The 25689-nt window shown below is 74.0% G+C and carries 25 protein-coding genes; 18 read left to right on the top strand and 7 right to left on the bottom strand.

The genetic code is table 11. The features are described 5' to 3' along the window. Positions 1 to 5: 5 nt before the first annotated feature. Genes ONA70_RS12685 through ONA70_RS12670 form a run of 4 tightly spaced genes read right to left on the bottom strand, consistent with a single transcriptional unit; the run spans position 6 to position 6052 of the window. Entirely contained in the window at positions 6 to 1934 is a 1929-nt protein-coding gene (locus tag ONA70_RS12685; protein WP_265006591.1) for an MraY family glycosyltransferase, read from the bottom strand. A gap of 1 nt (position 1935) precedes the next feature. Beyond that, entirely contained in the window at positions 1936 to 5313 is a 3378-nt protein-coding gene (locus ONA70_RS12680; protein WP_265006590.1) for an ATP-binding protein, read from the bottom strand. Positions 5314 to 5362: 49 nt separating this feature from the next. Beyond that, complete coding sequence (locus ONA70_RS12675; protein ID WP_265006589.1) at positions 5363 to 5725, bottom strand: hypothetical protein; 363 nt, start codon at positions 5723 to 5725, stop codon at positions 5363 to 5365. A gap of 12 nt (positions 5726 to 5737) precedes the next feature. Continuing rightward, complete coding sequence (locus ONA70_RS12670; protein WP_265006588.1) at positions 5738 to 6052, bottom strand: hypothetical protein; 315 nt, start codon at positions 6050 to 6052, stop codon at positions 5738 to 5740. Positions 6053 to 6407: 355 nt separating this feature from the next. On the opposite strand from ONA70_RS12670, the gene folP reads away from it, so the two are divergent. From folP to ONA70_RS12635, 7 genes are all read left to right on the top strand, one after another. Continuing rightward, positions 6408 to 7322, top strand: coding sequence for a dihydropteroate synthase (gene folP, locus ONA70_RS12665; RefSeq protein ID WP_265006587.1), 915 nt, complete (start codon positions 6408 to 6410; stop codon positions 7320 to 7322). Beyond that, the gene (folB, locus tag ONA70_RS12660; RefSeq protein WP_265006586.1) at positions 7319 to 7678 is read left to right on the top strand and encodes a dihydroneopterin aldolase; all 360 of its coding nucleotides are present in this window, start codon (positions 7319 to 7321) and stop codon (positions 7676 to 7678) included. The genes folP and folB overlap by 4 nt, the downstream gene beginning before the upstream one ends. After that, the gene (gene folK, locus ONA70_RS12655; protein ID WP_265006585.1) at positions 7675 to 8202 is read left to right on the top strand and encodes a 2-amino-4-hydroxy-6-hydroxymethyldihydropteridine diphosphokinase; all 528 of its coding nucleotides are present in this window, start codon (positions 7675 to 7677) and stop codon (positions 8200 to 8202) included. Before folB ends, folK begins: the two co-directional genes overlap by 4 nt. 64 nt (positions 8203 to 8266) lie before the next feature. After that, positions 8267 to 8755 carry a DUF3180 domain-containing protein gene (locus ONA70_RS12650; protein WP_265006602.1) on the top strand — a complete coding sequence of 163 codons (489 nt, stop codon included), beginning with the start codon at positions 8267 to 8269 and terminating at the stop codon, positions 8753 to 8755. A 119-nt stretch (positions 8756 to 8874) separates the two neighbouring features. After that, positions 8875 to 10098 (top strand): ABC transporter permease, encoded by a 1224-nt coding sequence (locus ONA70_RS12645; RefSeq protein ID WP_265006584.1) that lies wholly within the window; start codon positions 8875 to 8877, stop codon positions 10096 to 10098. Positions 10099 to 10156: 58 nt separating this feature from the next. Further along, positions 10157 to 10459: a hypothetical protein gene (locus ONA70_RS12640; protein WP_265006583.1), complete on the top strand. Its 303-nt coding sequence runs from the start codon at positions 10157 to 10159 to the stop codon at positions 10457 to 10459. Between the two features lie 80 nt (positions 10460 to 10539). Beyond that, the gene (locus ONA70_RS12635) at positions 10540 to 11037 is read left to right on the top strand and encodes a hypothetical protein (protein ID WP_265006582.1); all 498 of its coding nucleotides are present in this window, start codon (positions 10540 to 10542) and stop codon (positions 11035 to 11037) included. A 6-nt stretch (positions 11038 to 11043) separates the two neighbouring features. Here the strand turns inward: ONA70_RS12635 and ONA70_RS12630 are convergent, their stop codons facing one another. Next, a complete protein-coding gene (locus tag ONA70_RS12630; RefSeq protein WP_319956949.1) occupies positions 11044 to 12036 on the bottom strand; it encodes an ABC transporter ATP-binding protein in 993 nt (330 codons plus the stop codon). A gap of 2 nt (positions 12037 to 12038) precedes the next feature. On the opposite strand from ONA70_RS12630, the gene ONA70_RS12625 reads away from it, so the two are divergent. From ONA70_RS12625 to ONA70_RS12610, 4 genes are all read left to right on the top strand, one after another. Beyond that, the gene (locus ONA70_RS12625) at positions 12039 to 12725 is read left to right on the top strand and encodes an ABC transporter permease (protein WP_265006581.1); all 687 of its coding nucleotides are present in this window, start codon (positions 12039 to 12041) and stop codon (positions 12723 to 12725) included. 52 nt (positions 12726 to 12777) lie between these two features. Then, positions 12778 to 13500 (top strand): ABC transporter permease, encoded by a 723-nt coding sequence (locus ONA70_RS12620; RefSeq protein WP_265006580.1) that lies wholly within the window; start codon positions 12778 to 12780, stop codon positions 13498 to 13500. Between the two features lie 168 nt (positions 13501 to 13668). After that, positions 13669 to 14673: a glycine betaine ABC transporter substrate-binding protein gene (locus ONA70_RS12615; RefSeq protein ID WP_265006579.1), complete on the top strand. Its 1005-nt coding sequence runs from the start codon at positions 13669 to 13671 to the stop codon at positions 14671 to 14673. A gap of 164 nt (positions 14674 to 14837) precedes the next feature. Beyond that, positions 14838 to 16568: a hypothetical protein gene (locus ONA70_RS12610; RefSeq protein WP_265006578.1), complete on the top strand. Its 1731-nt coding sequence runs from the start codon at positions 14838 to 14840 to the stop codon at positions 16566 to 16568. Between the two features lie 9 nt (positions 16569 to 16577). On the opposite strand, the gene ONA70_RS12605 is transcribed toward ONA70_RS12610, so the two are convergent. After that, positions 16578 to 17747 (bottom strand): NADH-quinone oxidoreductase subunit D, encoded by a 1170-nt coding sequence (locus ONA70_RS12605; RefSeq protein ID WP_265006577.1) that lies wholly within the window; start codon positions 17745 to 17747, stop codon positions 16578 to 16580. Between the two features lie 234 nt (positions 17748 to 17981). Here ONA70_RS12605 and ONA70_RS12600 point away from each other — a divergent pair, with 234 nt between their 5' ends. Genes ONA70_RS12600 through ONA70_RS12590 form a run of 3 tightly spaced genes read left to right on the top strand, consistent with a single transcriptional unit; the run spans position 17982 to position 21079 of the window. Continuing rightward, a complete protein-coding gene (locus ONA70_RS12600; RefSeq protein WP_265006576.1) occupies positions 17982 to 18521 on the top strand; it encodes a PadR family transcriptional regulator in 540 nt (179 codons plus the stop codon). 43 nt (positions 18522 to 18564) lie between these two features. Beyond that, positions 18565 to 19299 carry an ABC transporter ATP-binding protein gene (locus ONA70_RS12595; RefSeq protein WP_265006575.1) on the top strand — a complete coding sequence of 245 codons (735 nt, stop codon included), beginning with the start codon at positions 18565 to 18567 and terminating at the stop codon, positions 19297 to 19299. A 1-nt stretch (position 19300) separates the two neighbouring features. Further along, positions 19301 to 21079: an FtsX-like permease family protein gene (locus tag ONA70_RS12590; RefSeq protein WP_265006574.1), complete on the top strand. Its 1779-nt coding sequence runs from the start codon at positions 19301 to 19303 to the stop codon at positions 21077 to 21079. A 134-nt stretch (positions 21080 to 21213) separates the two neighbouring features. Here ONA70_RS12590 and ONA70_RS12585 read toward each other — a convergent pair whose 3' ends face one another. Further along, on the bottom strand, positions 21214 to 22359 hold the full coding sequence (locus ONA70_RS12585) for an SAM-dependent methyltransferase (protein ID WP_265006600.1): 1146 nt from the start codon (positions 22357 to 22359) through the stop codon (positions 21214 to 21216). Positions 22360 to 22566: 207 nt separating this feature from the next. Here ONA70_RS12585 and ONA70_RS12580 point away from each other — a divergent pair, with 207 nt between their 5' ends. From ONA70_RS12580 to ONA70_RS12565, 4 genes are all read left to right on the top strand, one after another. Next, the gene (locus ONA70_RS12580; RefSeq protein ID WP_265006573.1) at positions 22567 to 23514 is read left to right on the top strand and encodes a Rossmann-like and DUF2520 domain-containing protein; all 948 of its coding nucleotides are present in this window, start codon (positions 22567 to 22569) and stop codon (positions 23512 to 23514) included. Continuing rightward, positions 23514 to 24362 (top strand): pantoate--beta-alanine ligase, encoded by an 849-nt coding sequence (gene panC, locus ONA70_RS12575; protein WP_265006572.1) that lies wholly within the window; start codon positions 23514 to 23516, stop codon positions 24360 to 24362. Before ONA70_RS12580 ends, panC begins: the two co-directional genes overlap by 1 nt. Positions 24363 to 24395: 33 nt before the next feature. Continuing rightward, on the top strand, positions 24396 to 24824 hold the full coding sequence (gene panD / locus ONA70_RS12570; RefSeq protein ID WP_265006571.1) for an aspartate 1-decarboxylase: 429 nt from the start codon (positions 24396 to 24398) through the stop codon (positions 24822 to 24824). 180 nt (positions 24825 to 25004) lie between these two features. After that, positions 25005 to 25689: septum formation family protein (locus ONA70_RS12565; RefSeq protein WP_265006570.1), on the top strand; the 685-nt coding region annotated here is incomplete at its 3' end.

The following is a 25689-nucleotide window of genomic DNA, read 5'->3' as shown; positions in this document are numbered from 1 at the left end:
GGGCCTCACCGGGCCTCGGACCGCACGCGAGGAGCCGGCCGGGCCGGCGCGCGGTCGGCCGAGTCCGGCCGGTAGACGGCGAAGGAGGGAGCCTCCTCGGGGACGTCCGGCTCGGTCCAGGTGGGCTCCCGACGCGACCGGGGCGCAGCGGTGCGACGCCCGCCGGATCCCTCGGATGTCGGGGACTCGTCGGCCCGTTCCCGCCCGTCCGGTCGCTGGCGTTCGGCGACCGTGGTGCCGTGCGACGGGTCCTCGTGCCGGGCCTCGGGCCGGAGGCTGCTCTGGTCGAGCGGCACGCCGCGGCGTCGGCCGATCGTCGGTTCCGCGGTCCCGCCGGGCTCGACCACGTCGAGCCGGGCGGCCACCCGCATGTCGCGGAAGAACCGGCGGTGCCACGATCCAGCCGAGCTGACCGCCTCGCTGCTGTCCTTGCCGCCGAGCTGGGTGATCCGCCGGTACGGGCGGAGCAGCAGCCAGCCCACCACGCCGCAGAGCCAGACCAGGACCACCTGGAGCCAGCCGGGCAGGGTGGGGGTGTTCATGATGAGGTCGACCGCGAACAGGTAGATGGCCGCACCGGTGCCGAAGATGGCGATGTTGAAGACGGCCGCGACCACGGCGTTCGCCAGCCGGCGGAGGCCGGCGCTCGCCGGCCGCAACAGGCCGACGGTGCCGAGGATCGGCGCGGCGATCACCGCCCACCTGAAGATCAGGAAGCCGAGCAGCACCAGCAGTGACGCGGTCAGGTCGAACATCGCGAAGAGCAGCGAGGCGAGGACCGCGATGAAGCCGGCGCCGATCCGGTCCATGTCGCGGGTGCCCTGGAGGTACTCGTACGCCTCCGGGTCCTCGGTCTTGATCTGCTCGGCGACCCGTGCCCACTGCTGCTGCTTGGCCTTGACGGTGGCCTCACGCGTCTTCGGGTTCTGGCGGAGCTTCTCCGCCTCTTCCCAGGAGAGCGACCTCGCGTCGTAGAGCGCCGGTCCGTACTTCTTGGCGGTCTCGCTGTCGGCGGAACCGAGCACGCCGCGCAGCCAGTTCCGGTAGAGCATGGTCTCGGTGGCGGTGTCGCTGGCCCTGACCGCTGGAGGGCGGTGATCCTTGCAGTTCGTCGGGTTGGGATCGTCGCACTGACCGGCCGGAGTGTCTCGGGACGCCGGGCCGACGGCATCGTGTACGACGCCGAGCGTCGTGATCAGGGTGTTGTCGGCGATGTTGGCCGACTTCACCGGCCAGGCGGCCAGCGCGGTCACCGCCACCATCACCAGCACCGCCCAGCCGGCGGTGGTCATGGCGTTGCTCATGTCCGACTGGCGCGACCGCCAGAGCAGGTAGAGGCCGACCACGCAGAGCGTGATGATCCCGAAGACGCTGAACACCTTCTGGTAGACGGCCTTGGTCGCCTGCTCCACCAGCGGGTCCGCCCAGCTCCACATCGACCGGGGATCCCAGGCCCGCTCGCGCAACGCGTTCGACGCCCCGATCACGGCGTTGGCGAACATGAACTCGCCGTTGGCGACCATCGTGGTGAAGCGGTAGTCCGGGTGTAGGACGGTCGAGGCGCAGCCGCCGTCGACGTCGTACGTCGTATAGCTGTAGCCGGCGTAGCCGTAGTCGCTGTAGAGTCCCTTCGGGCCGGGCAGCTTGGACGAGTCCGGCCGGGAGGCGAACCAGCCGGCAAGCCCCGAATCCGGCGCGCTGGGGACGGGCGCCTTGCGGCAGGAGACCTGATCCTCGGTGACTGCGTTCAGCTTGGCGACGCAGGCGCGGAAGTCGGCCTGCCACTGCTTGGTGGTGCACAGCTCGGCCGGTGCCGGGGTGGGTTCGGCCGCGTACGCGGCTGTGGCGCCGACCAGCGGCCAGGCGATGGTGGCCCCGGCGAGTACGCCGAGCGCGAGGAGGAGCGCCGCGATCCGTGCCCGGGCCCGCGCCATGTCACGCCTCCAGATCAGCCAGAGTCGGCAACTGCCCGGCGGCCTGGGCGACCGCGGCGGGGGTGGTGTCGAGGTGCTCCAGCAGCCCGTCGACGTACGACACGTCGACCCGGACCTTTTGCACGCGCCCGTCGACGTCGCGCATCACGAACTCGCGGAAGCCGAGCCGGGCGGCCGAGCCGCTGTCGGCCTGGGACAGCGAGGCGAGGGTGGCTTCGTAGCCGTCGTCGACCGGCACCCGGAGCAGCCGCAGCGCCTCGGAGGCGATCTCGGAGTCCTCGGCGATCCGGCCGACGAAGACGGTGGAGACCAGGTTCTGCACGTCGAGGCCGAGAATGTCCTTCGGGTTCTGCGAGGCGACCAGCGCGGCCAGGTTCCATTTGCGGGAGTCGCGGGCGAGCCGGACCAGGAACGACCGCCCGGAGCGCCAGCCCTCCATGAAGTGCGCCTCGTCCAAGCCGACCAGTTTGCGGGAGGACATCGAGCCGCCGTAGCAACGCCGGACGGCGAGCCGGTGCGCGGTGTGCAGCATCGGCAGGGCGAGGGACTCCTCGGCCGACCAGTACTCGCGCTCGATCTTGAGGTCGGGGAGCCGGAGCCCGGCCATGGTGATCACGGTGAGCGCCGCGTCGGCACCGAGGAGCCCTTCCGGCGGCCGGCCGAAGAAGAGCATGGCGAGTGGCATCTCGGCGGTGTCCAGCAGCAGGTTCGCCAGCTCCCGGCCGGTGTCGTCGTCGAGCCCCTGAAGGCAGGCGACGACATCGTCCAGGGTGGACTTCTCCTCGGCCGGCACCTGGCGTACGGCGTGCCGGAACAGGGTGGCGGTGGACGCCTCCCGGGCCACCTGCGGCGGCACCAGCATCATGCAGATGTCCTGCACCAGCATGCGCCGCTCGGCGCGGGCGTTGGAGACCGCGATCTCGAACTCCCGGTCGCCCGCCGACCCGGTGCTGAACTCGCTGCGTAGCGGTGTCGGGATCAGCGCGTACGGGGCCAGGGTGCCCTGGTCGGAACCGGTCAGGTTGAGCACACGTGAATACGGCGCCAGCTCGGGCATGGCGCAGAGCCGGGCCAGCGGGCCGGACGGGTCGAGCAGGGTGACCTGCACGCCGCGCCGGGCGGCGAGGTAGCCGAGCGCGCCGAGCAGGGTCGACTTGCCACCGCCCGGCTCGGCGACGAAGACGGCGAGGCCGGAGCGCTCGCGTACCTCCATCGGGAAGTGCAGGTCGAGGAAGACCGGCCGGCGGCAGGTGCCGGCGGTCCGGCCGATCAGGTCGCCGCGCCGGTCGCCGACCGTGGAGGCGGCCTGCGGCAGGGCCGCGGCGAGCAGGTTGACCGGCATCCGCCGGACGTAGCCGGTGTTGGCGATCGGCTCGCCGGGGATGAACTCGCGGGCCAGCCAGTCCTGGTTCTTCGGATGCTGGAGCGAGATCCGTAGCTCGCGGGAGTAGAGCTGGATGAGCCGGCGGGCCCGCTCCAGGCACTCCTCGCGGGTCCGGCCGCCCACCGCGATCCGGTGCCAGCCGTGTGCGCGCGCCGAGTCGACCGGCAGGCCGGTGGTCATCTCGTCGCCGATCACCAGCGCCCGCTTGGCGAGCCGCTCCAGCTCGGGCGGGGCGTCGATGCCGTGCTCGGCGTAGTCGAGCTGCTGGGAGCGGATCATCCGGAGCCGGTGCTCCAGGTTCCGGAAGGAGTCGCCCGGGCCGAGGATGTCCACCCGGGTGGAGAGCTCCATCGGCCACGGCAGCCGCTCGTGGAAGTGCAGCCAGGGCTCGTGCCGCTCGGGAATCTCCAGCGGCTCCATCCGGCCCACCGCGAGCACGGCCACGTGCCGTTCCTCGCCCGTCATCCGGTTGACCAGCTTGACTGTCGAGCCGTAGGGGGTGCGGTAGCGCTCGACCTGCTCGGTCAGGGCGAGCAGGTCACCGCGTTCCCACCGGCCGTCGGTGACCGGGGAGAGGACGCCCGGCGGCGCCATGCAGAGCGCGACCGAGCGGTAGAGCAGCCACTCCAGTTCCTGGGCGGTGACCCGGCGGCCGCGCATGCCGAACGCGCCGAGCACCTCGTCGAACTGCTCGACGGTGCGGCCCAGCCTGCGGCGCTCGCCGTCGGCGGTGCCCCGGCCGAAGGTGCGTAGCAGCCGCTCGGCGAGCGAGTCGCCGAGCGAGCGGCGGGCGAAGGTGACCCCGAGGTAGGTCTGCCCCTCGGCGTGGTTGACCGCCATCAGGTGCCGCTGGGCGGCCACCAGGTGGTCGGCCCAGCCGGGCGTGCCGGGCACGTCGGGCAGCGGCGACGCGGTGTGCGCGTCGACGGTGCGGGCCCACTCGTCGGCCGGGAACGGCCGGGTGGTCCGGCGCAGGTGCAGCCGGAAGCCGGCCAGGCCGGCGTACTGCTCGGAGATCGCGGAGAGCAGCGCCTCCCGCTCGGCGTCGGGGCGGAACGCCCAGCGCACCTCGGGCAGCCAGTACCAGGCGGTGACGGTGTTGGGGGTGAAGGTCAGGTGACCGGCGATCTCGGTGATCGCCAGCTCCACCGCGGGGTCGCGGTCGCCGAACTTGATCTTCGGGGGGCGGACCGGCTTGATGGGTCGGCCGCTCCGCTGCGCGGACCGCTGCCGGGGCGGGGCCAGCTCGCGGGTGGGGGCGGTGGCGACCTCGCGCGGCTCCGGCCGGGCCGTCTCGTCCGCCCGTCGGCCACCGTGGCGGGCCGGCCGCTCGAGCGGGGGCTCCGGGTCGGCCGGCTCCGGCTCGGCGGTCGGCCGGAGCACCGGGAGCCGGTCGCCGGGCTGCTGCGGCACCCGGGGCCGGCCGGCGGGCGCCGGATCGAGGGCGGGCGGCTCGACGGCGGGGGAGGGCCCGCGGGTGACCTCGGCCGCCTCCCGGGTCCGGCCGACCGGTCGTACGCCGGTGCCGCTCTCCCGGCGCCGCGCGGCCGGCGGCTCGACCTCGTGGCTGGCGGGCCGGGACTCGGCCGGGGCGGCGTGCTGGTGCGGGATCGGCAGGGCGTCCCGGCCGACGCCGCGGCGCGGCGGTGCGATCACCGGGGTCGGCTCGACCGGGGCCGGTGGGCCGGCCGGCCGGGCGGCCGGACGCCGGGTGCCGGGCTGCGCCCCGCCGAACAGATCGAGGAACGGCGAGTCGATGTCGGGGCTGTCGCCGGCCGTCGGAACCCGCTGCTCGGGGCCGGACGCGCGGGGCGTCGCCGGCCGGGGCGGCTGGAAGACCCCGACGCGACCGTGCCCGGGGCTGGTGGCCAGGGCCGGGTCGAGGACGACCTCGTCCGCTTCCTCGTCCTGCGGGTAGTCGAACGATCGCGCACGGTTACCGTGCGGGCCGGCCGGACGCCCGGCCGGGGAGCCCGGCGTGGAAGAGCGACTCATGCGACCGCCTCACCCGCGTCGTTCGGCTGCGCCGTCGGCGTACGCCCGGTCATGCCAGTTCCTCCCGGATCCTGATCCGGCTCGCCACCAGGCGCGGGTCGCGCAGTTCGGCGGCCGGCTCCCGGGTGCGTCGCCAGTCGGTCAGCGCGGTCCGGATGACCATGCGCGCCGGCCGGTCCGGGTCGACGTACCGGAAGATGAACGAGGTGGTCACGATGGCGAGCGAGATCTCCCAGGCGGGGAAGAGCTCGACCTGCAGCGTGAGCAACCAGTGGATGAACATGTAGAGGGGTACGAGCAGCATGAACAGGCCGTACTGGGCGTACGGCAGGTGGACGGGAAGGGTGTATCCGGGCGGCCCGAGATAGACGAGACGAGCCCGGTAGATGTCGTCGTCGGTGCGCAGCCGCATGGTCGCCCGCGCCTATTCGAAGATCAGGTTGATCAGGTAATCGCCGACGAAGAAGAGTGTGGCGGCGCCGGCGATGAAGGCCAGGCCGATGATGGCGATGGCCGAGCTGGTCAGCACCTTGGAGATCTCGCCCCGGCTGGCGCGCCCGATGAAGATGACGCCGAGCACGGCGAGCAGGATCGGCGCGATCTTGCTGGCGAAGAAGCTGACGACGCCGTTGGTGTTGATGCCCTTGGGGGCCGGCTCGGCGAGTGGAGTCGACGCCAGGGTGTGGAGCGCGTGGTCGACGGCGGACGACGCCGTCGCCAGGAGCTCGATGGCGATCACTGAAACCTCCCCATGTCGCGGCCGGCGGCGCCGCGGTGGTGCAGTAGTCAAGCCTGGCGGGATGGTGCTCTCTGGGTGCAAGCGTTCGCAACCCTGGGTTCGTCACCCACCACGGAGAGTGGCGAGTTTTGGGGGATTCGTCCCGCTTCGGCCCTCCCTCCAGACTTCGCCATCTCGATGCTGGGCAATTCCAAAGCGTACGGGCCGGCCACCTTTGCGACAACCCGCGAAGACTCGACCCGAACCGACCCGGACGACCGATCGTACACCTGTTCCAATGCGCATGTCAGGACCCTCGTCGACGGCGGTCGGCCGGGCCGCCGGAAGCCCTGCTGGGGAACGGTAGTGTCGGGTCGTGACCGATCTGGTGCGGGCGCGGGTCCCGGTGGTGATGGGCGTCCTCAACGTCACGCCCGACTCCTTCTCCGACGGCGGGAGATACGCCGATCTCGACGCTGCCGTCGGACACGGAGTGCGACTGCGGGCGGACGGCGCGGACCTGGTCGACGTGGGTGGCGAGTCCACCCGCCCCGGGGCCGACCGGGTCGACGCGGAGATCGAGACGGCCCGGGTGATCCCGGTGATCCGCGAGCTGAGCGCCGCCGGCATCCCGGTCAGCATCGACACCAGTCGGGCCCGGGTGGCCGAGGCGGCCCTCGCCGCCGGCGCCGATGTGGTCAACGACGTCTCCGGCGGGCTCGCCGACCCGGACATGGCCCGGGTGGTCCGGGACGCCGGCTGCCCCTGGGTGCTCATGCACTGGCGCGGCCACTCCCGGCAGATGCGGGACCTGGCCAGCTACACCGACGTGGTGGCCGACGTCCGGGCCGAGCTGAGCCGGCGGGTCGACGAGGCCCTCGCCGCCGGGGTCGCCGCTGAGAAGATCATCATCGACCCCGGGCTCGGCTTCGCGAAGACCGCCGCGCACAACTGGGCACTCAGCGCCCGCCTGCCCGAGCTGCTCGACCTCGGGTTCCCGCTGCTGTTCGGGGCCAGCCGCAAGTCGTACCTGGGCCGGCTGCTCGCCGACGCCGACGGCAACGCCCGTCCCACCGTGGGCCGCGAGGCCGCGACCGTCGCCACCAGCCTGCTCGCCGTGGCGGCCGGCGCCTGGGGGGTACGCGTGCACGACGTCCTGGGCACCGTCGACGCGCTCGCCGTGTGGCGGGCCACCGGCAGCCCGCGCCTGGTGTCGAGCCGGACGACCGCCGGCCCGGCCGGACACACCGCGGGCGAAACCGGACACACCGCGGACGAAGGGGAGCGATGACCGACCGGATCGAGCTGACCGGCCTGCGCGCGCACGGCCGGCACGGCGTCTACGACTTCGAGCGCGCCCAGGGGCAGGAGTTCGTGGTCGACGCGGTGCTGGAACTCGACCTCGCGCCGGCCGCCCGCTCCGACGAGGTGACCGACACCGTGCACTACGGCGAGCTGGCCGAGAAGCTGGTCGCGGTGGTGACCGGCGAGCCGGTCAACCTGATCGAGACGCTCGCCGACCGGCTGCTCGCGGTCTGCCTGGCCGAACCGTTGGTCACCGCCGCCACGGTCACCGTGCACAAGCCCGAGGCCCCGATCCCGCACGCCTTCCGGGACGTGGCCGTGACGATGCGGCGTACCCGGTGAGCCGGGCCGTGCTGTCGATCGGCAGCAACCTCGGCGACCGGCTCGCCAACCTCCGCACGGCGGTGGCCGCGTTCGGCGACACCGTGCGGGTGGTCTCCGGCGTCTACGAGACTCCACCGTGGGGAGACGCCGACCAGCCCGCGTACCTGAACGCTGCGGTGCTGGTCGCGGACCCGGCGGCCGGCCCGCGCGACTGGCTGGCGCGGGCCCGGGCCGCCGAGGCGGCGGCCGGGCGGACCCGCGACCCCGAGCGGCGGTACGGGCCACGCACCCTCGACGTCGACGTCATCGCGGTCTGGGACGAGGCCGGTGAGCCGGTGCTCAGCGACGAGGAGGAACTCATCCTCCCGCACCCGCGCGCCCACCTGCGCGCCTTCGTGCTGCGGCCCTGGATCGACATCGAGCCGCACGGCCGGCTACCCGGGCACGGCTGGCTGACCGACCTGCTCAACGCCGAGCCGCTGGCCGGGGACGCCCTGGAACTCAGCCCTCGACCGGATCTGGCGTTAGAGTCGGAATCATGACCCAGTGGAGCGAGGCGGCGGCATGAGCGCCCCGCAGTCCCCGCGCGACCCGCACCAGTTCCGGATGGGTCCCACCCGGCTGTCCACGCTGGTGGTGGCCGCGCTGGCCGCCGCCGCCCTGGCCTGGCTGCTGATCAGCACCTTCTACTACCAGGTGGCGCCCCGGCTGCCCTGGCTGCCGGTGGTCACGCTGGCCGGTCTCGCCGTGCTCGAGGGGTACGCGGCGGTCAACACCCGCGGCCGGATCGAGCGTCGACCCGGCCGGGACCCGGTGAACCCGCTGCTGGTCGCCCGGTTCGTGGTGCTGGCCAAGGCGTCCGCGCTGGCCGGGGCCATCTTCGCCGGCTTCTACGCCGGGCTGACCGGCTGGCTCTTCGTCGAGCGGACCCAGGCCGCGGTCGGCGACCGTCCGGCCGGCGGCGCCGGGCTGCTCGCCTCGCTGGCGCTGGTCGCCGCGGCGCTCTGGCTGGAGCGGTCCTGCCGGGTTCCGGAGCAGGAGGACGACGAGGACCGGGAGCCCGGCGACCGGGAAACCCCGCGCGGCCGCCTCTGATCAGGGCTTCCCACCATCCGCGCCCGCAGGTACCGTCCCTGGCGACCGGAGAGCAACGGCCGCCGCCGGTCCGCCCGCGCGTCGGACCTGGACGGCCGCCGACGTGGGAGGCGCGGCCAATGGGGTACGACGAGACGGGCCGAGGTGCGCCGATGGAGGCGTCATCCGGGGTCCCGGCCGCCGTGTTGGAAAACGTCTTCGACGACCCGTCGCACGGCGAGCCCGGCCGGGACCGGATGGCGGTCCACGTGGTCTGGGAGCTCCTGTTGCTGGTCGGCCTGGCCGTGGCCGGCTGGCTGCTCTGGCGGGAGAACCCGGACGCGCTGCGCGGCGCCGGCCTCAAGTCGCTGCTGGTCGACGTGGCAGGGCTGGGGATGCTCGTCCTCGCCGCCGGGTTGAGCCTGCGCGCCGCCGCGGTGAACCTGGCGGTCGGCCCGGTCGCGGTGGCCGCCGCCCTCCACTTCGCCGAGCAGGGCGACCGCGGCGTCTGGGCGGCGCTGCTGCCCGCGCTGGTGGTGGCGGCGCTCGGCGGGCTGGCCCTCGGCCTCGCGGTGGTGGTGCTGCACGTGCCCGGCTGGGCAGCGAGCCTGGCCGGCGCGGCCGGTGTGATCGTGTACATCGAGCGGCGCGCCGCCCCGGTCGTCGTGCAGGGCGGGTACGACCCCCGGCCCACCGCCATCTACCTGTTCCTCGGCTTCGCCGCGGTGGCCGTCCTCGGCGGGCTCCTCGGCGCCATCAAGCCGGTCCGGCGGCTGGTCGGCCGGTTCCGGCCGGTCGCCGACCCGGCCCGGCGCCGGGGTGCCGTGGCCGCCATCGTGACCGCGCTGGCCCTGGTCGCCTCGACCGTGCTGGCCATGCTCGGCGGGGTGCTGATCGCCGCCAACGGGTCCGGTCCGGTGGTCCCGGACACCGGGCTGGACTGGACGGTGCTCGCGGTCGGCACCGTGCTGCTCGCCGGCACCAGCGCGTACGGCCGGCGGGGCGGGATCTTCGGCGCGCTGTTCGCGGTCGGCCTGGTCGAGGTCTTCCTGGCCTGGGCGGCGGCCCGGGGCTGGACGGTCAGCCGGTGGGCCGTCGGCGGGGCGACCCTCGCGGCCGGGCTGGTGGTCACCCGCCTGGTCGAGGCGCTCGGCCGGCCGCGCCCGCTCGGCGGTGCGGCGGTCCCGGTCGGGCCGCCCGGTGACGGCACGATCAGCGCCGGCTGGGCGCTGACCCCGTCGCCGGAGCCGGCCGACGCCTGGCCCTCGGTGCTGCCGGTGCGGACCACCGACACCAGCGTGGACGCCTGGGAGGCACCCCGTTGGGAGAACGACCCGCGCCGCTGGGACGCCGACGACCGGTGACTCCCGACGGGTCGCGTCCGGCGGGCCGGAGCTGATCTCGCCGGTTAGGCTCGGCGGCATGACCGAAACTCCTGCCCCCGGCGGCCGTACCTTCGACGAGCTTGACAAGCTCTCCACGGAGGAGTTGCGCGAGCAGGCCTTCCACCTGGCCCGGGAGCGCCGCGACGTCGGGTTCTTCTGGTCGGTGCTGCGGCACCTGCCGAACGCGGACGAGGCGGCGGCGCTGGACGGCGCCCCCAACTCGGTGGGGCCGACCATCGACGAGGCGAACGCGCTCTGGCGCGAGCTGACCGGGCACGGCTACCAGGAGTCCGCGCCGTTGCTGCGGGCCGCCTTCATCGACTACCTGATGAAGCACTGACACCGATGGCCGCCCGCCGGCCCGCGGTCGCGCGTCCGCGCAGGTTTGCCCGGCGCGGCGGGCCGGGAACTGACCGCCCCATGGCCCTCACCAACCGCCCCCGCACCCTCGGCCGGTACGGCACCGCGGCCGGCACCGGCACCCTGGCCGCGCTCCTGCTCGTCGGCGTCGGCGGCAGCCCGCTGTACGTGGGCTGGGTGCAGGACACCGACCCGGACGGGGCCGGCGGTTGGTTCCTGCGGCTGCTCGCCTGGCCGGCCTGGCGGCTGCACGCGGACGACCCGTCGCAGGGGGTGCTCGCCACCGACCTGCGGGCCATCCTGCTGCTGCTCCTGGCCGCCGCGCTGCTCTACCTGCTGCCCGCCGCCCAGGTGGCCCGGGTGCAGGCCTCGGCCAGCCAGTTCTTCTCCGGCTGGGCCGCGTACGCCCTGGCGGGCGGGTTCGCCGCGCTGCTCGCCGCGCTCCTCGGGCCGGGCGGCTCGCTGCTCGCCGCCTTCCAGGCCACCGGCACCGGGGTGACCTACGGCTTCTTCGCCGGCTGGATCATCGGCCTGGCCAGCCTCGGTGGCCGGGCCTGAGCCGAATCAGTCGACGACGCCGAGCGCGAGTACCCGGGCCCGGCTGAGCACGCCGACCGGACGCCCCTCCTCGGTGACCACGGCGTGCTCGTTGGCCGAGGTGAGCAGCGCGCCCAGGGCGTCGTACGCCGAGCCGCCCAGCGGGACCGCAGGCAGGTCGGCCACCCCGTCGGCGGGGAGCGGGTCGAGGACGTCCCGGGTCACCGGGGTGACCGCCAGCCGGCGGATGCCCCGGTCGGCGCCGACGAACTCGCGGACGAACGGCGAGGCGGGCGACCCGAGCACGGCGGCCGGGCTGTCGTACTGCTCCAGTTGGCCGCCCTCGGACAGCACGGCGATCCGGTCGCCCAGCCGGACCGCCTCGTCGAGGTCGTGGGTGACCAGCACGATGGTCTTGCGGACCTCGGCCTGCAGGCGCAGGAACTCCTCCTGGAGCCGGGTCCGGACGATCGGGTCGACGGCGGAGAACGGCTCGTCCATCAGCAGCACCACCGGGTCGGCGGCGAGCGCCCGGGCCACCCCGACCCGCTGCCGCTGGCCGCCGGAGAGTTCGTGCGGGTAGCGGCGACCGAACTGCGCCGGGTCGAGGCCGACCAGGTCCAGCAACTCGTTCACCCGCTGCCGGGTCTGCTCCCGGGGCCAACGGAGCAGTCCGGGCACGGTGGCCACGTTGGCGGCGACCGTCTGGTGCGGGAAGAGACCGACGTTCTGGATGACGTACCCGATCCGGCGGCGCAACGTGACCGGGTCGACCCGGGTGACGTCCTCGTCGCCGAGCAGGATCCGGCCGTGGGTCGGCTCGATCAGCCGGTTGATCATGCGGAGCACGGTGGACTTGCCGCAGCCGGACGGGCCGATCAGCACCACCAGTTCACCGGCCTTGACCTCGAGGCTCAGCCCGCGTACCGCCTCCGTCCCGTCCGGGTAGCGCTTGCCGACGCCGTCGAGGGTGATCGAGGCGGCGCCGTGTCCGGCGGCCGATGCCGGGGTAACGTCCACGTGTGTCCCTCCGCCTGAGCTACCTGGCCGCGCCCGGTAACCCGTGGTTCTCCTGGCAGTACGTGCGGGACAACTCTGACACGATCCTCGCCGCGCTGCGTGACCACACCTGGCTGACCGCCCGGGCCGTGCTGATCGCGGCGGTGGTGGCGCTGCCGCTCGCGGTGGCCGCGTACTGGTTCCGGTCGCTGGCCGGGCCGGTCCTGGCGGTGTCCGGAGTGCTGTACACGATCCCGTCGCTGGCGCTGTTCGCGTTCCTCGGGCCCACCCTGGGGATCGGGGCGGTGACCGTGCTCACCGTCGTGGTGCTGTACGCGCTGCTGGTGATCGTCCGCAACGCGCTCGCCGGGCTGAACCAGGTGCCGCCCGAGGTCCTGGAGGCCGCCGAGGGGATGGGGTACGGCCGCTGGCGCCGGCTGTTCCGGATCGAGCTGCCGCTGGCCCTGCCGGGCATCCTCACCGGCCTGCGGCTGGCCACGGTCTCCACGGTGGCCCTGGTCACCGTCGGCGTGGTGGTCGGCCGGGGCGGCCTGGGCCAGCTCATCTTCGCCGGCTTCCAGAACAATTTCTACAAGGCCGAGATCATGACCGGCACGGTGCTCTGCGTGCTGCTGGCCCTGGTGCTGGACCTGGTGCTGGCCGGGATGGGCCGGTTGCTGACGCCGTGGCTGCGCGGGCGCGCCTCGTGAGCGTGCGGAGGGCAGCGCGACGCAGCGCCGTGGTGGACGGAAGGGCGGCAGGGTGAACCATTTCCGGGACGCCGTGATCTGGTTGAACGACCCGCTGAACTGGACCAATCCGGGCGGCGTCCTGGACCGGCTCGGCGAGCACCTGACCATCTCCGCGCTGGCGGTGCTGCTCGGCTGCCTGGTCGCTTGGCCGATCGGGCTCTGGCTCGGGCACACCGGCCGGGGCGGCGGCGGGGTCCTGCTCATTTCGAATGTGACCCTCGCCATCCCGACGTTGGCGCTGCTCACCATCCTGCCGCTGACCTTCATCGGCTTCGGCCGGCTGGCGGTGGTGGTCGCCCTCGCGGTGTTCGCGGTGCCGCCGTTGCTGGCCAACGCGTACACCGGGGTGCGGCAGGCCGACCCGGAGGCCCGGGACGCGGCGCGCGGCATGGGGCTCTCCGGCGGGCAGTTGCTGCGCCGGGTGGAGCTGCCGCTCGCGGTGCCGTACCTGGCGGCCGGCTTCCGGACCGCCGCGGTGCAGGTGGTGGCCACCGCGGCGCTCGCGTCGTTCGTCAACGGCGGCGGGCTCGGGCAGATCATCCGGGCCGGCTTCGGGCTGGACATCGCGGCCGGGGGCGGCCAGATCATCGCCGGCGGGGTGCTGGTGGCCGGGCTGGCGCTGCTGGTCGAGGCGGCGTTGGCGCTGGTGGAGCGGGCGGTGACGCCACGTCCGCTGCGGCGTGCACGGCGGGTGGCGAACCGCCGCGCGGCGGACGCCGTGGCGGGCGGCTGACCCGCCGGATCGGCGCCCGGTGACGATCCGGTGACGAAAGCCGCTCGGAGTTTGTCGGTCCGGCCTGGAGGATATTGGCTGGAACTCGCGGGCGGCCGACCGGATCGCCCGTCGGACACGCGGCCGGCCCGACATGGGTCGCGCCGGGACACGGAAGGCGGGCACCTGATGCTTGCACGTTCACGCCTGGCCGTCGGGGCGCTCGGCGCCCTCGCCGCAGCGGGGCTCCTCACCGGCTGCGGTGACGCCGGCTCGTCCGGCACCGACGCCCCGCAGCAGGGCGCCTCGGGCGCCGGCTGCGCCCCGGTGGCCGGTGACAAGCTGGTCGTCCTGACCGACGACAAGAAGCTCCAGAACACCGACAACGTCATTCCGGCGATCAACGCCAAGGCGGCCACGCCGCAGCTCGTCGCCGCGCTGGACAAAGTCTCCGCGAAGCTGGACACCCCGAAGCTGATCGAGCTGAACCGCTCGGTCGACGTCGACCGGAAGACGCCGCAGGTCGCGGCGAAGGAGTTCGCCGACGCGAACGGCGTCACCGAGGGCGTGGAGAAGAGGCCGGGCGGCCAGATCACCGTGGGCGCCGGCAACTTCAGCGAGAGCCAGCTCATCGCGGAGCTCTACAAGATCTCGCTTACCGCGGCCGGCTACCAGGTCAAGGTGCAGACCATCGGCAACCGCGAGCTCTACGAGCCGGCCCTGGAGAAGGGCCAGATCCAGGTCGTGCCGGAGTACGCGGCCACCATGGCCGAGTTCCTCAACACCAAGGCCAACGGCAAGGACGCCCAGCCGGTCTCCTCGCCGGACCTGGACAAGACGGTCGCGGCGCTCAAGGCCGCGGGCGACAAGGCCGGCATCACCTTCGGCCAGCCGGCCCAGGCGCAGGACCAGAACGCCTTCGCGGTCACCAAGGCGTTCGCCGACAAGTACCAGGTCGCCACGCTCTCCGACCTGGCCAGCAAGTGCTCCGGCCAGGCCACCGTGCTGGCCGGCCCGCCGGAGTGCCCGCAGCGGCCGAAGTGCCAGGCCGGTCTCGTCCAGGTCTACGACTTCAAGGCCGGCTCGTTCAGCTCGCTGGACGCGGGCGGCCCGCAGACCAAGAACGCGCTGAAGACCGGTGCGGCCAGCGTCGGCCTGGTCTTCTCCTCCGACGCGGCGCTCGCCGCCAGCTGACCACCCACGACTGTTCCGGTCCGCGGCACGTCTGACGCCGCGCCGCGGACCGGAACAGTCGCCGGGCCCCACGGCCCGCGACCTGGAAACCCACGGTGCCGCCGGCAGCCATCGATGCCCCCGGCCCGTTCCCTCGCCGGGCATCTCTCGGTAGTCTGCCCGCCATGCCCGCCCCGGTCGCCCCCGCCGAGAAGCGCACCCCACTGCTGACCGTCCTGTTCTGGATCGGCGTGGCGCTCGCGCCGCTGGCCGCCCTGATCCTCCTCGTCGCCGACGGCGGTGCGCTGCGCTTCGGCGCGGTGCTGGCGATCCTCGCTGTGGTGTTGATCGGCCTGAGCGTCGCGTTGCGCTCGGACGGCGGTGGGACGGCCGGCGCGGACGAACTACGGGACGAACTCGCACAGCTGAGCCGGGAGCTGCGCGGCGAGATCGCGGCCGCCGCGCAGCGCGGCAACCAGGCGCTCGACCAGGTCCAGCGGACCCAGGAGTCGGTCACTGCGCTGCGCCGCCGCCTCGACGCCGCGGCGGCCGCCGCCGCGGGCCTCGCCGCCCCGCCCCCCGAGGAACCGGTCGGCGCCCGCGCCCGGGTGTCCGCACCCGAGCCGTACGACGACCGCCGCGAGCAGCCCGAGGGCGGATCGAGCTGGGGCCAGCCGTCCGGCGACCGGCGCGGCGAGGAGGAGTCCGCCCGCCGCCCGCAGCCCGGCACCCGGTACGGCGCCGAGCGGCCGGCCCGGTCAAGCGGTGCCGATCGGCCGCCGGCTGGTGTCTACGGCGTCCCACGTACGCCGGAACCCGACGACCGGCCGGAGCCCGGCCCCCGCCAGGTCGGCGTGGTGCACCGCACCGAGACCGTGCACGTCACCACCCGGCACACCATCGTGGACGGTGGCGACCCGGGGGCCAGTGGCCGGTACGGCGGGTACGCCGGCCGGTGGTCCGCGGACGAGCGCGGCCACGGCGGCACCGAGCCGGAGGAGCGCCCTCGCCCCGGTTACCGGGAGGCCGGCGACGACCGCGACTGGTCGGGAGTGGACCGTGGCTGGTCCGAGCAGGCCGCCGGCCGGGACGACCGGTCGTGGGGCGGCCAGGGCGGATCGCGTACGGAATGGGGGCGGGCCGCCCCCCAGGACGGGGACCTGTCCCCGGACGCCTCCGGCGCCTCGGCCCGGGACCACTCGTGGGCGGATGCCGGACGGGCCGCGGGGACCTCCGGCGACGACCGCGGCTGGTCGGCCGGGCCGGGTGAGCAGCGCTCCTGGTCGTCGGGCGGGTCGACCGACGAGCGTTCCCGGGCCGGCGAGGGCGACGACCGCCCGTGGTCGAGGGGGCGCGACGAGCCCGATCGGCCCGGGCAGGGCGACGGCTGGAAAGCGGCGTACGCCCAAGCCTGGACCCCGGCGGAGTCGTCCGGGACGGCCGCCGAGCCGGACGACGGCGACTACTGGTCGGAGCTGCGCTCCGGGAACCGGTGGGCCTCGGTACGGGACGACGAGCACGGCCGGGAGATCCGGGTCGGGGAGCGGCGGGCGGCGGTGCACGCCGACGGCGGTGGCGCCGAGTACCGGGTGGAGGACCGCTGGGCGTCGGTCCGCGAGCCGCGCCGCGACCAGGGCGGCACCTACGGCGCGGTGGCGGACGAGCCGCGCCGTGGGCAGGGTGGGCGCTACGCCACCGCTGGCGAGGCCGGCTGGGCGGAGGAGAGCCGTCCGGCGCTGCCGGCCGGCGGGGTGCCCGTACCGGACGAGTGGCGGCCGTCGACGCAGCGCAGCGGTCAGCCCGAGTGGCGCCAGGTCGACCCCGAGCCGGTCCGGTACGCCGACGAGCGGTACGGCTACCCGCCGCGCGACGACGCGCCCCGGGCCGGCGGCACCCGCTCCGACCGCTGGCGCTGATCCGCGGGGCTACTTGTCGATGTCGCCGACCACGAAGAACATCGAGCCGAGAATGGCGATCAGGTCCGGCACCAGGCAGCCCGGGAGCAGCGTGGCCAGCGCCTGCACGTTCGCGTACGAGGCGGTGCGCAGCTTGAGCCGCCACGGGGTCTTCTCGCCCCGGGACACCAGGTAGTAGCCGTTGATGCCGAGCGGGTTCTCGGTCCACGCGTAGGTGTGCCCCTCGGGCGCCTTGACCACCTTGGGCAGTCGGGTGTTCACCGGCCCGGTTAGCCGGTCCACCCGGTCCAGGCACTGCTCGGCGAGGTCGAGCGAGGCGTACACCTGGTCGAGCAGCACCTCGAAGCGGGCGTGGCAGTCCCCGGCGGTCTTGGTGACCACGGGCACGTCGAGCTGGTCGTACGCCAGGTAGGGCTCGTCCCGGCGCAGGTCCAGGTCCAGCCCGGAGGCGCGGGCGACCGGCCCGGACGCGCCGAACGCGGCGGCGTCGGCCGCCGACAGCACCCCGACCCCGACGGTACGGGCCAGGAAGATCTCGTTGCGCCGGATCAGCTGGTCCAGGTCGGGCATCCGGCGGCGGACCTCGCCGATGGCCGCCCGGGCCCGCCCGGTCCAGCCCGCCGGCACCTCCTCCTTCAGGCCGCCGACCCGGTTGAACATGTAGTGGATCCGGCCGCCGGAGACCTCCTCCATCACCGTTTGCAGGGTCTCCCGCTCCCGGAACGCGTAGAAGACCGGGGTGATCGCGCCGATCTCCAGCGGGTACGAGCCGAGGAACATCAGGTGGTTGAGCACCCGGTTCAGCTCGGCGAGCGCCATCCGTAGCCAGACCGCGCGCTCGGGCACCTCCATGCCCATCAGCCGTTCGACGGCGAGCACCACGCCCAGCTCGTTGGCGAACGCGGAGAGCCAGTCGTGCCGGTTGGCCAGCACGATGATCTGCCGGTAGTCGCGTACCTCGAAGAGCTTCTCCGCGCCCCGGTGCATGTAGCCGATGATCGGCTCGGCGGACACCACCCGTTCCCCGTCGAGCACCAGCCGCAGCCGGAGCACGCCGTGCGTGGACGGGTGCTGCGGGCCGATGTTCAGCACCATGTCGGTGCCGAGCTGCTCGCCGCCGGCGCCGGTGCCGACGGTCAGTTCGCGGAGGTCGCCGGCGTCCGTGGTCATGCCCGTCATCGTGCCACGTGCGCCGATCAAGCCGGCAGTCCAACCGTGATCGTCGGCAGGGCAGCGACTCGACACGCCGGGAAAACCGCACCCCGTCCGTCGAGGATCGTGATCCTGGGCGGTACCCGACGGTCTCTTACTCGGCCTCGTCGCCGTCGCTGACCCGGGGTGGCCCGTGTTCTGCGACTTGACAAGGTTATGGCTAGCGGTTATCTAATATCAGCCCGACGGAGGTGTTCCTGGGTGCAGGACGTGGTGCTGGCCATGCTGGCGAAGGAGCCGGCGTACGGGTACGAGCTGCGTAGCCGGATGCGTGGCGCGCTCGGCCCGCTCGGCGAGGCGATGAACGCCGGGCAGATCTACGTGACGCTGACCCGGCTGGCGAAGGCGGGGCTGGTGACGTCGGAGCGGGCCGAGGGTCTGCCGGACCGGCCCGACCGGCGGGTTTACGCGCTGACTTCGGCGGGGCAGCAGCGGGTCGCCGCGTGGCTCGCCGAGGTGAGCTGGCCGAAGCCGGACCTCAGCGAATTCCATCTCAAGCTGGTGGCCGCTGCTGCTGCCCGGCTGGCAGATCCGGTGGCGCTGGTCGATGCGCAGCGGCGTGAGGTGCTGCGCCGGTTGCGGGATGCCCAGCGGGCCGCGTTGGAGCGGTCGACGGACCCGGTCGTCGGGTTGTTGTTGGAGGGGGTCGTGTTGCGGTTGCGGGCCGACCTGGAATGGCTGGAGGCGTGCGAGCGCATGTGGACCGATCGTGACCCGACCGGACGGATGGCAAAGGCATGACCGAGCTGAGCGAGGGCCGCGAGGGCATGCCTGGTGGTGCCGCGTGAGCGGATCGGCGCTGCTGCGGGCGCGCGGGGTGACCAGGTGGTACGGCCGGGGAAGTGCGCTGGTCCGCGCGGTCGACGAGGTCGATTTGGACGTGCCCGCCGGGCAGACGCTGGCGATCATGGGCCCCAGCGGCTGCGGGAAGTCGACCCTGTTGCACCTGCTCGGCGGGCTGCAACGCCCCACCGACGGCGAGATCTGGCTGGCCGACCATCGGATCGACGTCATGAGCGAGCGCGCCCTGGCTCGGCTGCGGCGCGACCACGTCGGTTTCGTCTTCCAGTCGTTCCATCTCATGGACGAACTCACTGCGGTGGAGAATGTCGAGCTGGCCGCGCTGCTGGCCGGTCAGCCGCCCCGCCGGGCCCGCCGGCGCGCCCTGGACCTGCTGGACCGGGTCGAGCTAGCCGACCGCGCCACGCACCTGCCCTCGGCGATGTCCGGCGGCCAGCGCCAACGCGTCGCCATCGCTCGCGCGTTGAGCAACGAGCCGCGGGTCGTGCTGGCCGACGAGCCCACCGGGAACCTGGACAGCGCGGCCACCCTGGAGGTGCTGCGGCTGTTCGAGGAACTGCGCCTCGCGGGGCAGACGCTGGTGGTGGTCACCCACGATGCGCGCATCGCCGCGGTCGCCGACCGCGTGATCTCCATGCGTGACGGGTCGTTCGCCGACGACAGCCGGTTCGCCGGTATCGCCGACGGCGCGGGCACGGTCTATGGCGGGTGGCGCTGAGGTGGCCGGGCGTCTGTTGCTGGTGTGTCGGCTGCTGGTGCGGGACCTGCGCCGGCGGCGCACCGAGACCGTACTGCTGCTGCTCGCGATCAGCGCCGCGACCGGCACGCTGACCCTCGGCTTCGCCCTGGACGGGGCTCTCGCCCAACCGTACGAGCGGACCCGGGCCGCGACCGCGGGCCCGGACGTGGTGGCGATGCCGGGAGCGACGGGCCCCGAGGCTCTGGCCGCCCTCGCGCCGCTGGCCACCGCGCCCGGTGTCACCGCACACAGCGGACCGTACCCGATCGGTTATCTGATGCTGGCCGCACACGGCAAGACCGTGCCCGCGGTCGTCGAGGGCCGGGACAATTCCCCGGCGGCGCTCGACCGGCCCGCGGTGACCGCCGGCACCTGGCTGCGCCCCGGCGGCGTGGTCATCGAGCCCACCTTCGCCAGCGCCCTCGGCGTGCACATCGGCGACACGGTCAGCATCAACGGCCACCCGCTGCGGGTGGTCGGGACCGCGGTCACCGCCGCCCGGGCCGTGTACCCGAACGCCGACTGGCGCGCTGATGCGGGCAGCCCCCTGACCGAACTCGCCGGCCTGGTGTGGGTCGACCGTAGCCAGATCGGCGCGCTGGCCGGCGCACGGCCGCTGTCGTACACCCTGAACCTGAGATACGCGGACCCGCGGGCCAGCACCTCGTTCATGCACAGGAGCGAAGGCGGGATCGAGTACACCAGCTGGAAAGAAATCGCCGAGATGGACGGCAGGCTGGTGAAATTCGCACGCGAGGCCCTGCTCATCGGCAGCTGGCTGCTCACCGCCCTCGCGGTGGCCAGCGTCGCCAGCATCGTCGCCGGCCGCGTCGTCGACCAGCGCCGCCGGGTAGGGCTACTCAAGGCCGTCGGTGCCGGACCGGCCATGGTCGCCGCAGTCCACCTCGCCGAATACCTCGTGATCGGGCTCGCCGCCGCCGGCACCGGCCTGGCCGCCGGCTGGCTCGCCGCACCCCAGCTGACCAACCCCGGTGCCGGACTCCTCGGCGCCGTCGGCGTCGACCCGCCCGCGCTACGCACCGTGGCCGCGGCCACCGCCCTCGCCCTCGCCATCGCCGCCGCGGCGACCCTGGCACCCGTGGTGCGCGCCGCCACCACCGACACCGTCCACGCGCTGGCCGACGCCGCCACGCCGCCCCGACGCCGCCGGTGGCGCGTCTGGCTGTCCCGTCGGCTACCCACCGCCCTGCTGATCGGAGTACGCATCAACGCCCGCCGGCCACGCCGCGCCCGGCTAGTCATGGTGAACACCCTGGTCACCATGACCGCGCTCGTCGCCGTGCTCATGTCCCAGGCGCAGGACCAGCAGGTCACGCTCGGCGACGTGGAGCTGCCCAGCCCGCGGAACGCGCGGACCAACCAGGCCCTGCTCCTCGTCATCGTCGTGCTGTGTGTCCTCGCGCTCATCAACGCCATCGTGAGCACCTGGACCGCGGTCCTCGACGCCCGGCAACCCCTGGCCGTCGCCCGCACACTCGGCGCCACGCCAGGGCAGGCCGCCGCGGGTCTGTCGGTCGCGCAGCTGCTTCCCGCGGTACCCGGCGTCCTCGCCGGGATCCCGGCCGGCATCGGACTGTACCTGGCCGTCGGCCTCGGCGAGGTCCGTTACCCACCCGATTCCTGGCTGTTAGTCGCCGGGCTGGGAGTCCTGCTCGCCATCGCCGCGCTCACCGCCCTCCCCGCCACGGCCGCCGCCCGGCGCCCGGTCGCGGACACCCTCCAATCCGCGCCGACCTGACGGCCGAAATTGCACGCGGAGTAGCCGCGATCAGCGCGCTACGGAGTCGTGACGAGTTGGGTCGCCAGCTTCCGGACACCCGGTGAGCGCGCGATCGGCGGATCATTCCGCCGATCGGGCACTACCAGCTCGTGCTATCCCAGGTCGACGGCCACGCCGACCGGTTGCAACAGCCACCAGTGTCCGCCGAGGCCGGCCGGGTCGGCCAGTTCGGCCACCGTCGAGGCGGCGGCGAGCGCCCGGACGTACCCGGCGGGGTCCCGGGAGGCCAGGCTCAGCGGCGGTCGGCCGCCGTCGGCCCCGAGCGCCCGCAGCCCCTCCCGCTGCGAGACCAGGGTGTACGCACACCGGGCGATCCGCTCACCGGCGGAGGCGACCGAGTCCATGGCGACGTGCGCGGTGACATCGCAGGACCCGTCCGGCACCGCCGCCACCTGCCGCCCACCCCGGTACCCGGTCAACGTCCCGCCCACCGGCCGCCCGTCCCGCAGATGCCCGTAGTCCACCGCCAAGGCGCAGCCTCTGTCGATCTTTTCGATGGCATGGGCCCAGGCATTGTCGCGGGTCCGGCCGACCTCGGCCCTTGCGCCCGTGGGGGGTTCCGCCCGGAACCCAGCGGTGGCCGGGCTGGTCACGTCGCTCGCGCAGGTGGGCCACCAGCGGTCCAGCCAGTCGGCATCCTCGGCGTTGACCGGGTCGCCAGTCGACTCCTCGCCCGTTGCGGGGTCCACCAGCAGATAGCGCCAGCCGTCCTCGGCCTGCACCGCCAGGTCCAGCGGTACGTTGTCCAGCCACTCGGTGGCCGCGAGCAGCCCCGTGATGCCCGGTGGGATCTCGTCTCGCCACTCGATCTCCGCCGGCAGGTCGTCAGGCCGGGGTGCCTTCTCGACGGCGGTGAGACGTACCCGATGGGCCAGCGGAACCGGCGCGGCGGGCGAGGGACCAGTGGAGGCAAGGTTCGAGGGCGACTGCCCGGCGGCGGCCGTGGTGGGCAGGATTTCCGGGGAGCCCGCCCGCAGAGGGATCAAGCCTGACCGCCCGGAGCGGGCGGGCTCCCCGGAAACCCCCGCGAGCAGCGCCTGGAGCAGCTCACCCCGCCCCGCACCCACGTCCACCACGTCGAGGCGCGGGGGATGACCGAGCGCACGGTCGATGGAGGCCAGGAGGCGCAGGAGGCAGGAAGAGAAGACCGGGGAGGCGTGCACGCTGGTGCGGAAGTGGGCGGCCGGTCCCGCGCCCGAGACGAAGAAGCCGTCCGGACCGTAGAGCGCCCGGTCCATCGCCACCCGCCAGGGCAGCCGCTCGCTGGAGGTCACCCGACGACGGTACGGGCCCCGAAACGGCCGCCGGGACCGACACCCGGATCGGCCGTTGAAACCACTTTGCGACGGCCGGTGAAGGTTTTCACACATGCTTGTTTCGGCTCGGTAACCCCGGCGCATACTTGCGATCGACCGGTACCCCCTTCGAGGACTGGATCGATTGCCATGAGCGCACCGCTGCGTTCGCGTCCGGCCGCCCCGCACGAGCCCGCCGACGCCCCGCCCGTCTTCCCGCGTACCCTCACCGTCGGCGTGCTCGGCGCCGGCCGGGTCGGTGCCGTGCTCGGCGCGGCCCTCGCCGCCGCCGGCCACCGGGTGGTCGCCGTCTCCGGCCGCTCCGGGGCCGCGAAGGCCCGGCTGGCGCTGCTGCTGCCGCAGACCCCGAACCGCTCCGCGACCGCCGTGGCCCGCGCCGCCACCGACCTGCTGATCGTGGCGGTCCCCGACGACGCCCTCGCCGGCGTGGTCGCCGGGCTGGCCGAGGCCGGCGCGCTGCGCCCCGGCCAGGTCGTCGCGCACACCTCCGGCGCGCACGGGCTGGGCGTCCTCGCCCCGGCCGCCGCCGTCGGCGCCCGGCCGCTCGCGCTGCACCCGGCGATGACCTTCACCGGTACGCCGGACGACCTGACCCGCCTCGCCGGCATCTCGTACGGGGTGACCGCCCCGGCCGGGCTGCGCCCGTTCGCCGCCCGGCTGGTCGCCGACCTGGGTGGCGTGCCCGAGTGGGTGGCCGAGGGTGACCGGCCGCTCTACCACGCGGCCCTGGCGCACGGCGCGAACCACCTGGTGACCCTGGTCAACGAGGCGGCCGACCGGCTGCGCGACGCCGGGGTGGACCGGCCGGAGAAGGTGCTCGCCCCACTGCTGCGGGCCGCCCTGGAGAACGCCCTGCGGCTGGGTGACGACGCGCTCACCGGCCCGGTCTCCCGGGGCGACGCCGGCACCGTACGCCGGCACCTGGAGCGGCTGGCGGCGACCGCCCCGGAATCCGTGACCCCCTACCTGGCGTTGGCACGACGGACGGCGGACCGGGCGATCGCGGCCGGTCGACTGCGCCCGGCGGACGCGGAGCCGCTGCTGGACGTGCTGAGCGGGATCGAGGTGGCAGCCTGATGACCGAGCTGGTGCACACGCGCAAGGAGCTGGCGGCGGCGCGGGACGGCCTGGCCGGCCGGGTCGGCGTGGTGATGACCATGGGCGCGCTGCACTCCGGGCACGAGACGCTGCTGCGGGCCGCCCGGGAGCAGGCCGATCACGTGATCGTCACCATCTTCGTGAACCCGCTCCAGTTCGGCCCGAACGAGGACTTCGACCGGTACCCGCGCACCCTCGACGCCGATCTGGAGATCTGCCGGCGGGCCGGCGCGGACGTGGTCTTCGCCCCGGCGGTGGCCGACATGTACCCGGACGGCCAGCCCACGGTCCGGGTGAACCCGGGCCCGCTGGGCGAGGACCTGGAGGGGCTGAGCCGCCCCGGCTTCTTCCACGGGGTGCTCACCGTGGTCCTGAAGCTGCTTCAGCTCACCCGTCCCGACCTGGCGTTCTTCGGCGAGAAGGACTACCAGCAGCTGACCCTGGTCCGGCGGATGGCCCGCGACCTGGACGTGCCGGTGGAGATCGTCGGCGTGCCGACGGTACGCGAGCCGGACGGCCTGGCCCTGTCCTCGCGCAACCGCTACCTGTCGACCGAGGAGCGGCGGACGGCGCTGAGCCTGTCCGCCGCGCTACGGGCCGGGGCCGAGGCCGCCGAGCAGGGCGCGGACGCGGGCGCGGTGCTGGCCGCCGCCCACCGTGGCTTCGAGTCCGGTACGCCCGGTGCCCGCCTCGACTACCTGGTGCTCACCGACGCCGACCTGGAGCCGGGTCCGGTCGCCGGCCCGGCCCGGTTGCTGATCGCGGCCTGGGTCGGCGCAACCCGCCTGATCGACAACGCGCCGATCCAGCTCGCTCCACGTTCCTGACCTGCCATCACCACCCCGCTGAGAGGCACCCCGATGTTGCGGACCATGCTCAAGTCGAAGATCCACCGGGCCACGGTGACCCAGGCCGACCTGCACTACGTCGGCTCGGTGACCGTGGACGAGGACCTGCTCGACGCGGCCGACCTGCTCCCCGGCGAGCAGGTGGCGATCGTGGACATCACCAACGGGGCCCGGCTGGAGACGTACGTGATCCCGGGGCGGCGGGGCAGCGGCGTGATCGGCATCAACGGCGCCGCCGCGCACCTGGTGCACCCCGGTGACCTGGTCATCCTCATCTCGTACGGGCAGATGGACGACGCCGAGGCCCGCACGTACCAGCCCCGTGTGGTCCACGTCGACGCCGACAACAAGGTCGTCGACCTCACCGCCGATCCCACCACCGCCGCCCCCGGCACCGCCGGCGACCCGGTCCCGAACCCCCTCGCCGCCGCCCTCCCCTGACCCGCCCCTGCGGCGATCTTGCGCTCCGGGTTGACCTTTCGGGCGGTATGTCCTGAATGGGGCCACCACGAGTGCAAGATCGCGCGGCGGGGCCCGGACGGCGGTCTGTTACGGGGAGGGGGTTTTGGCTACCCTGGGCGGACCGTCGGCTACCGACGGTCGTGGGCTGGGGAGGCCGCGATGCGCCGTGCGATGACGAGCCTGGTCGCCGCGTTGGTCGCGGGGGCCGTGCTGACCGGCTGCGCCGCGACGAACGGGCTGGACGGGGATCTCACCGACGACTGGCACGCGCTGCCCCCGGCCGGCGCGTTCACCCCGGCGGCCGGGGTCTGCCAGGTCGCCGACTTCACCCCCACCCTCAGCCTGGCCGGGTACGAGCCGGTGGGCTGCGACCTGCCGCACCGGGTGGAGACGGTGCACGTCGGCACCTTCCCCGTGGCCCGGGCGGCGCCGCCGGCCCTCGGCTCGGCCGAGCTGCGTAGCGCGTTCGCCGACTGCGACAGCCGGGCCAGCGGATACGTCGGCGACAACTGGCGCGCCGGCCGGCTCCGGCTGGCCGTGGCGCTGCCCACCGGGCCCGGCTGGGCGGCCGGCTCCCGCTGGTACCGGTGCGACCTGACCGAGTTGACCACTGTCGAGGCGGCGGCGCGGGTGGTGACCCGGACGGGCAGCCTGCGGGACGCGCTCAAGGGGCCGTCCCCGCTGCGGCTGGGCTGCCAGCGTATCGGCGGGGACGCCCGGGCCCGGACGCTCACTCCGGTCGACTGCCGCACCGCGCACGACGCCGAGTTCGTCGGGGTGTGGGCGGCGCCGGAGAAGCCGTACCCGATGAAGGACGCCGAGTGGGCCCCGCTCTACACCGGCT

Source organism: Micromonospora yasonensis (genome assembly GCF_026013475.1).
GTDB lineage: Bacteria > Actinomycetota > Actinomycetes > Mycobacteriales > Micromonosporaceae > Micromonospora > Micromonospora yasonensis.
The sequence above is the reverse complement of the archived record's forward strand: the minus strand, read 5'-3'. Positions and strand labels throughout refer to the sequence as shown.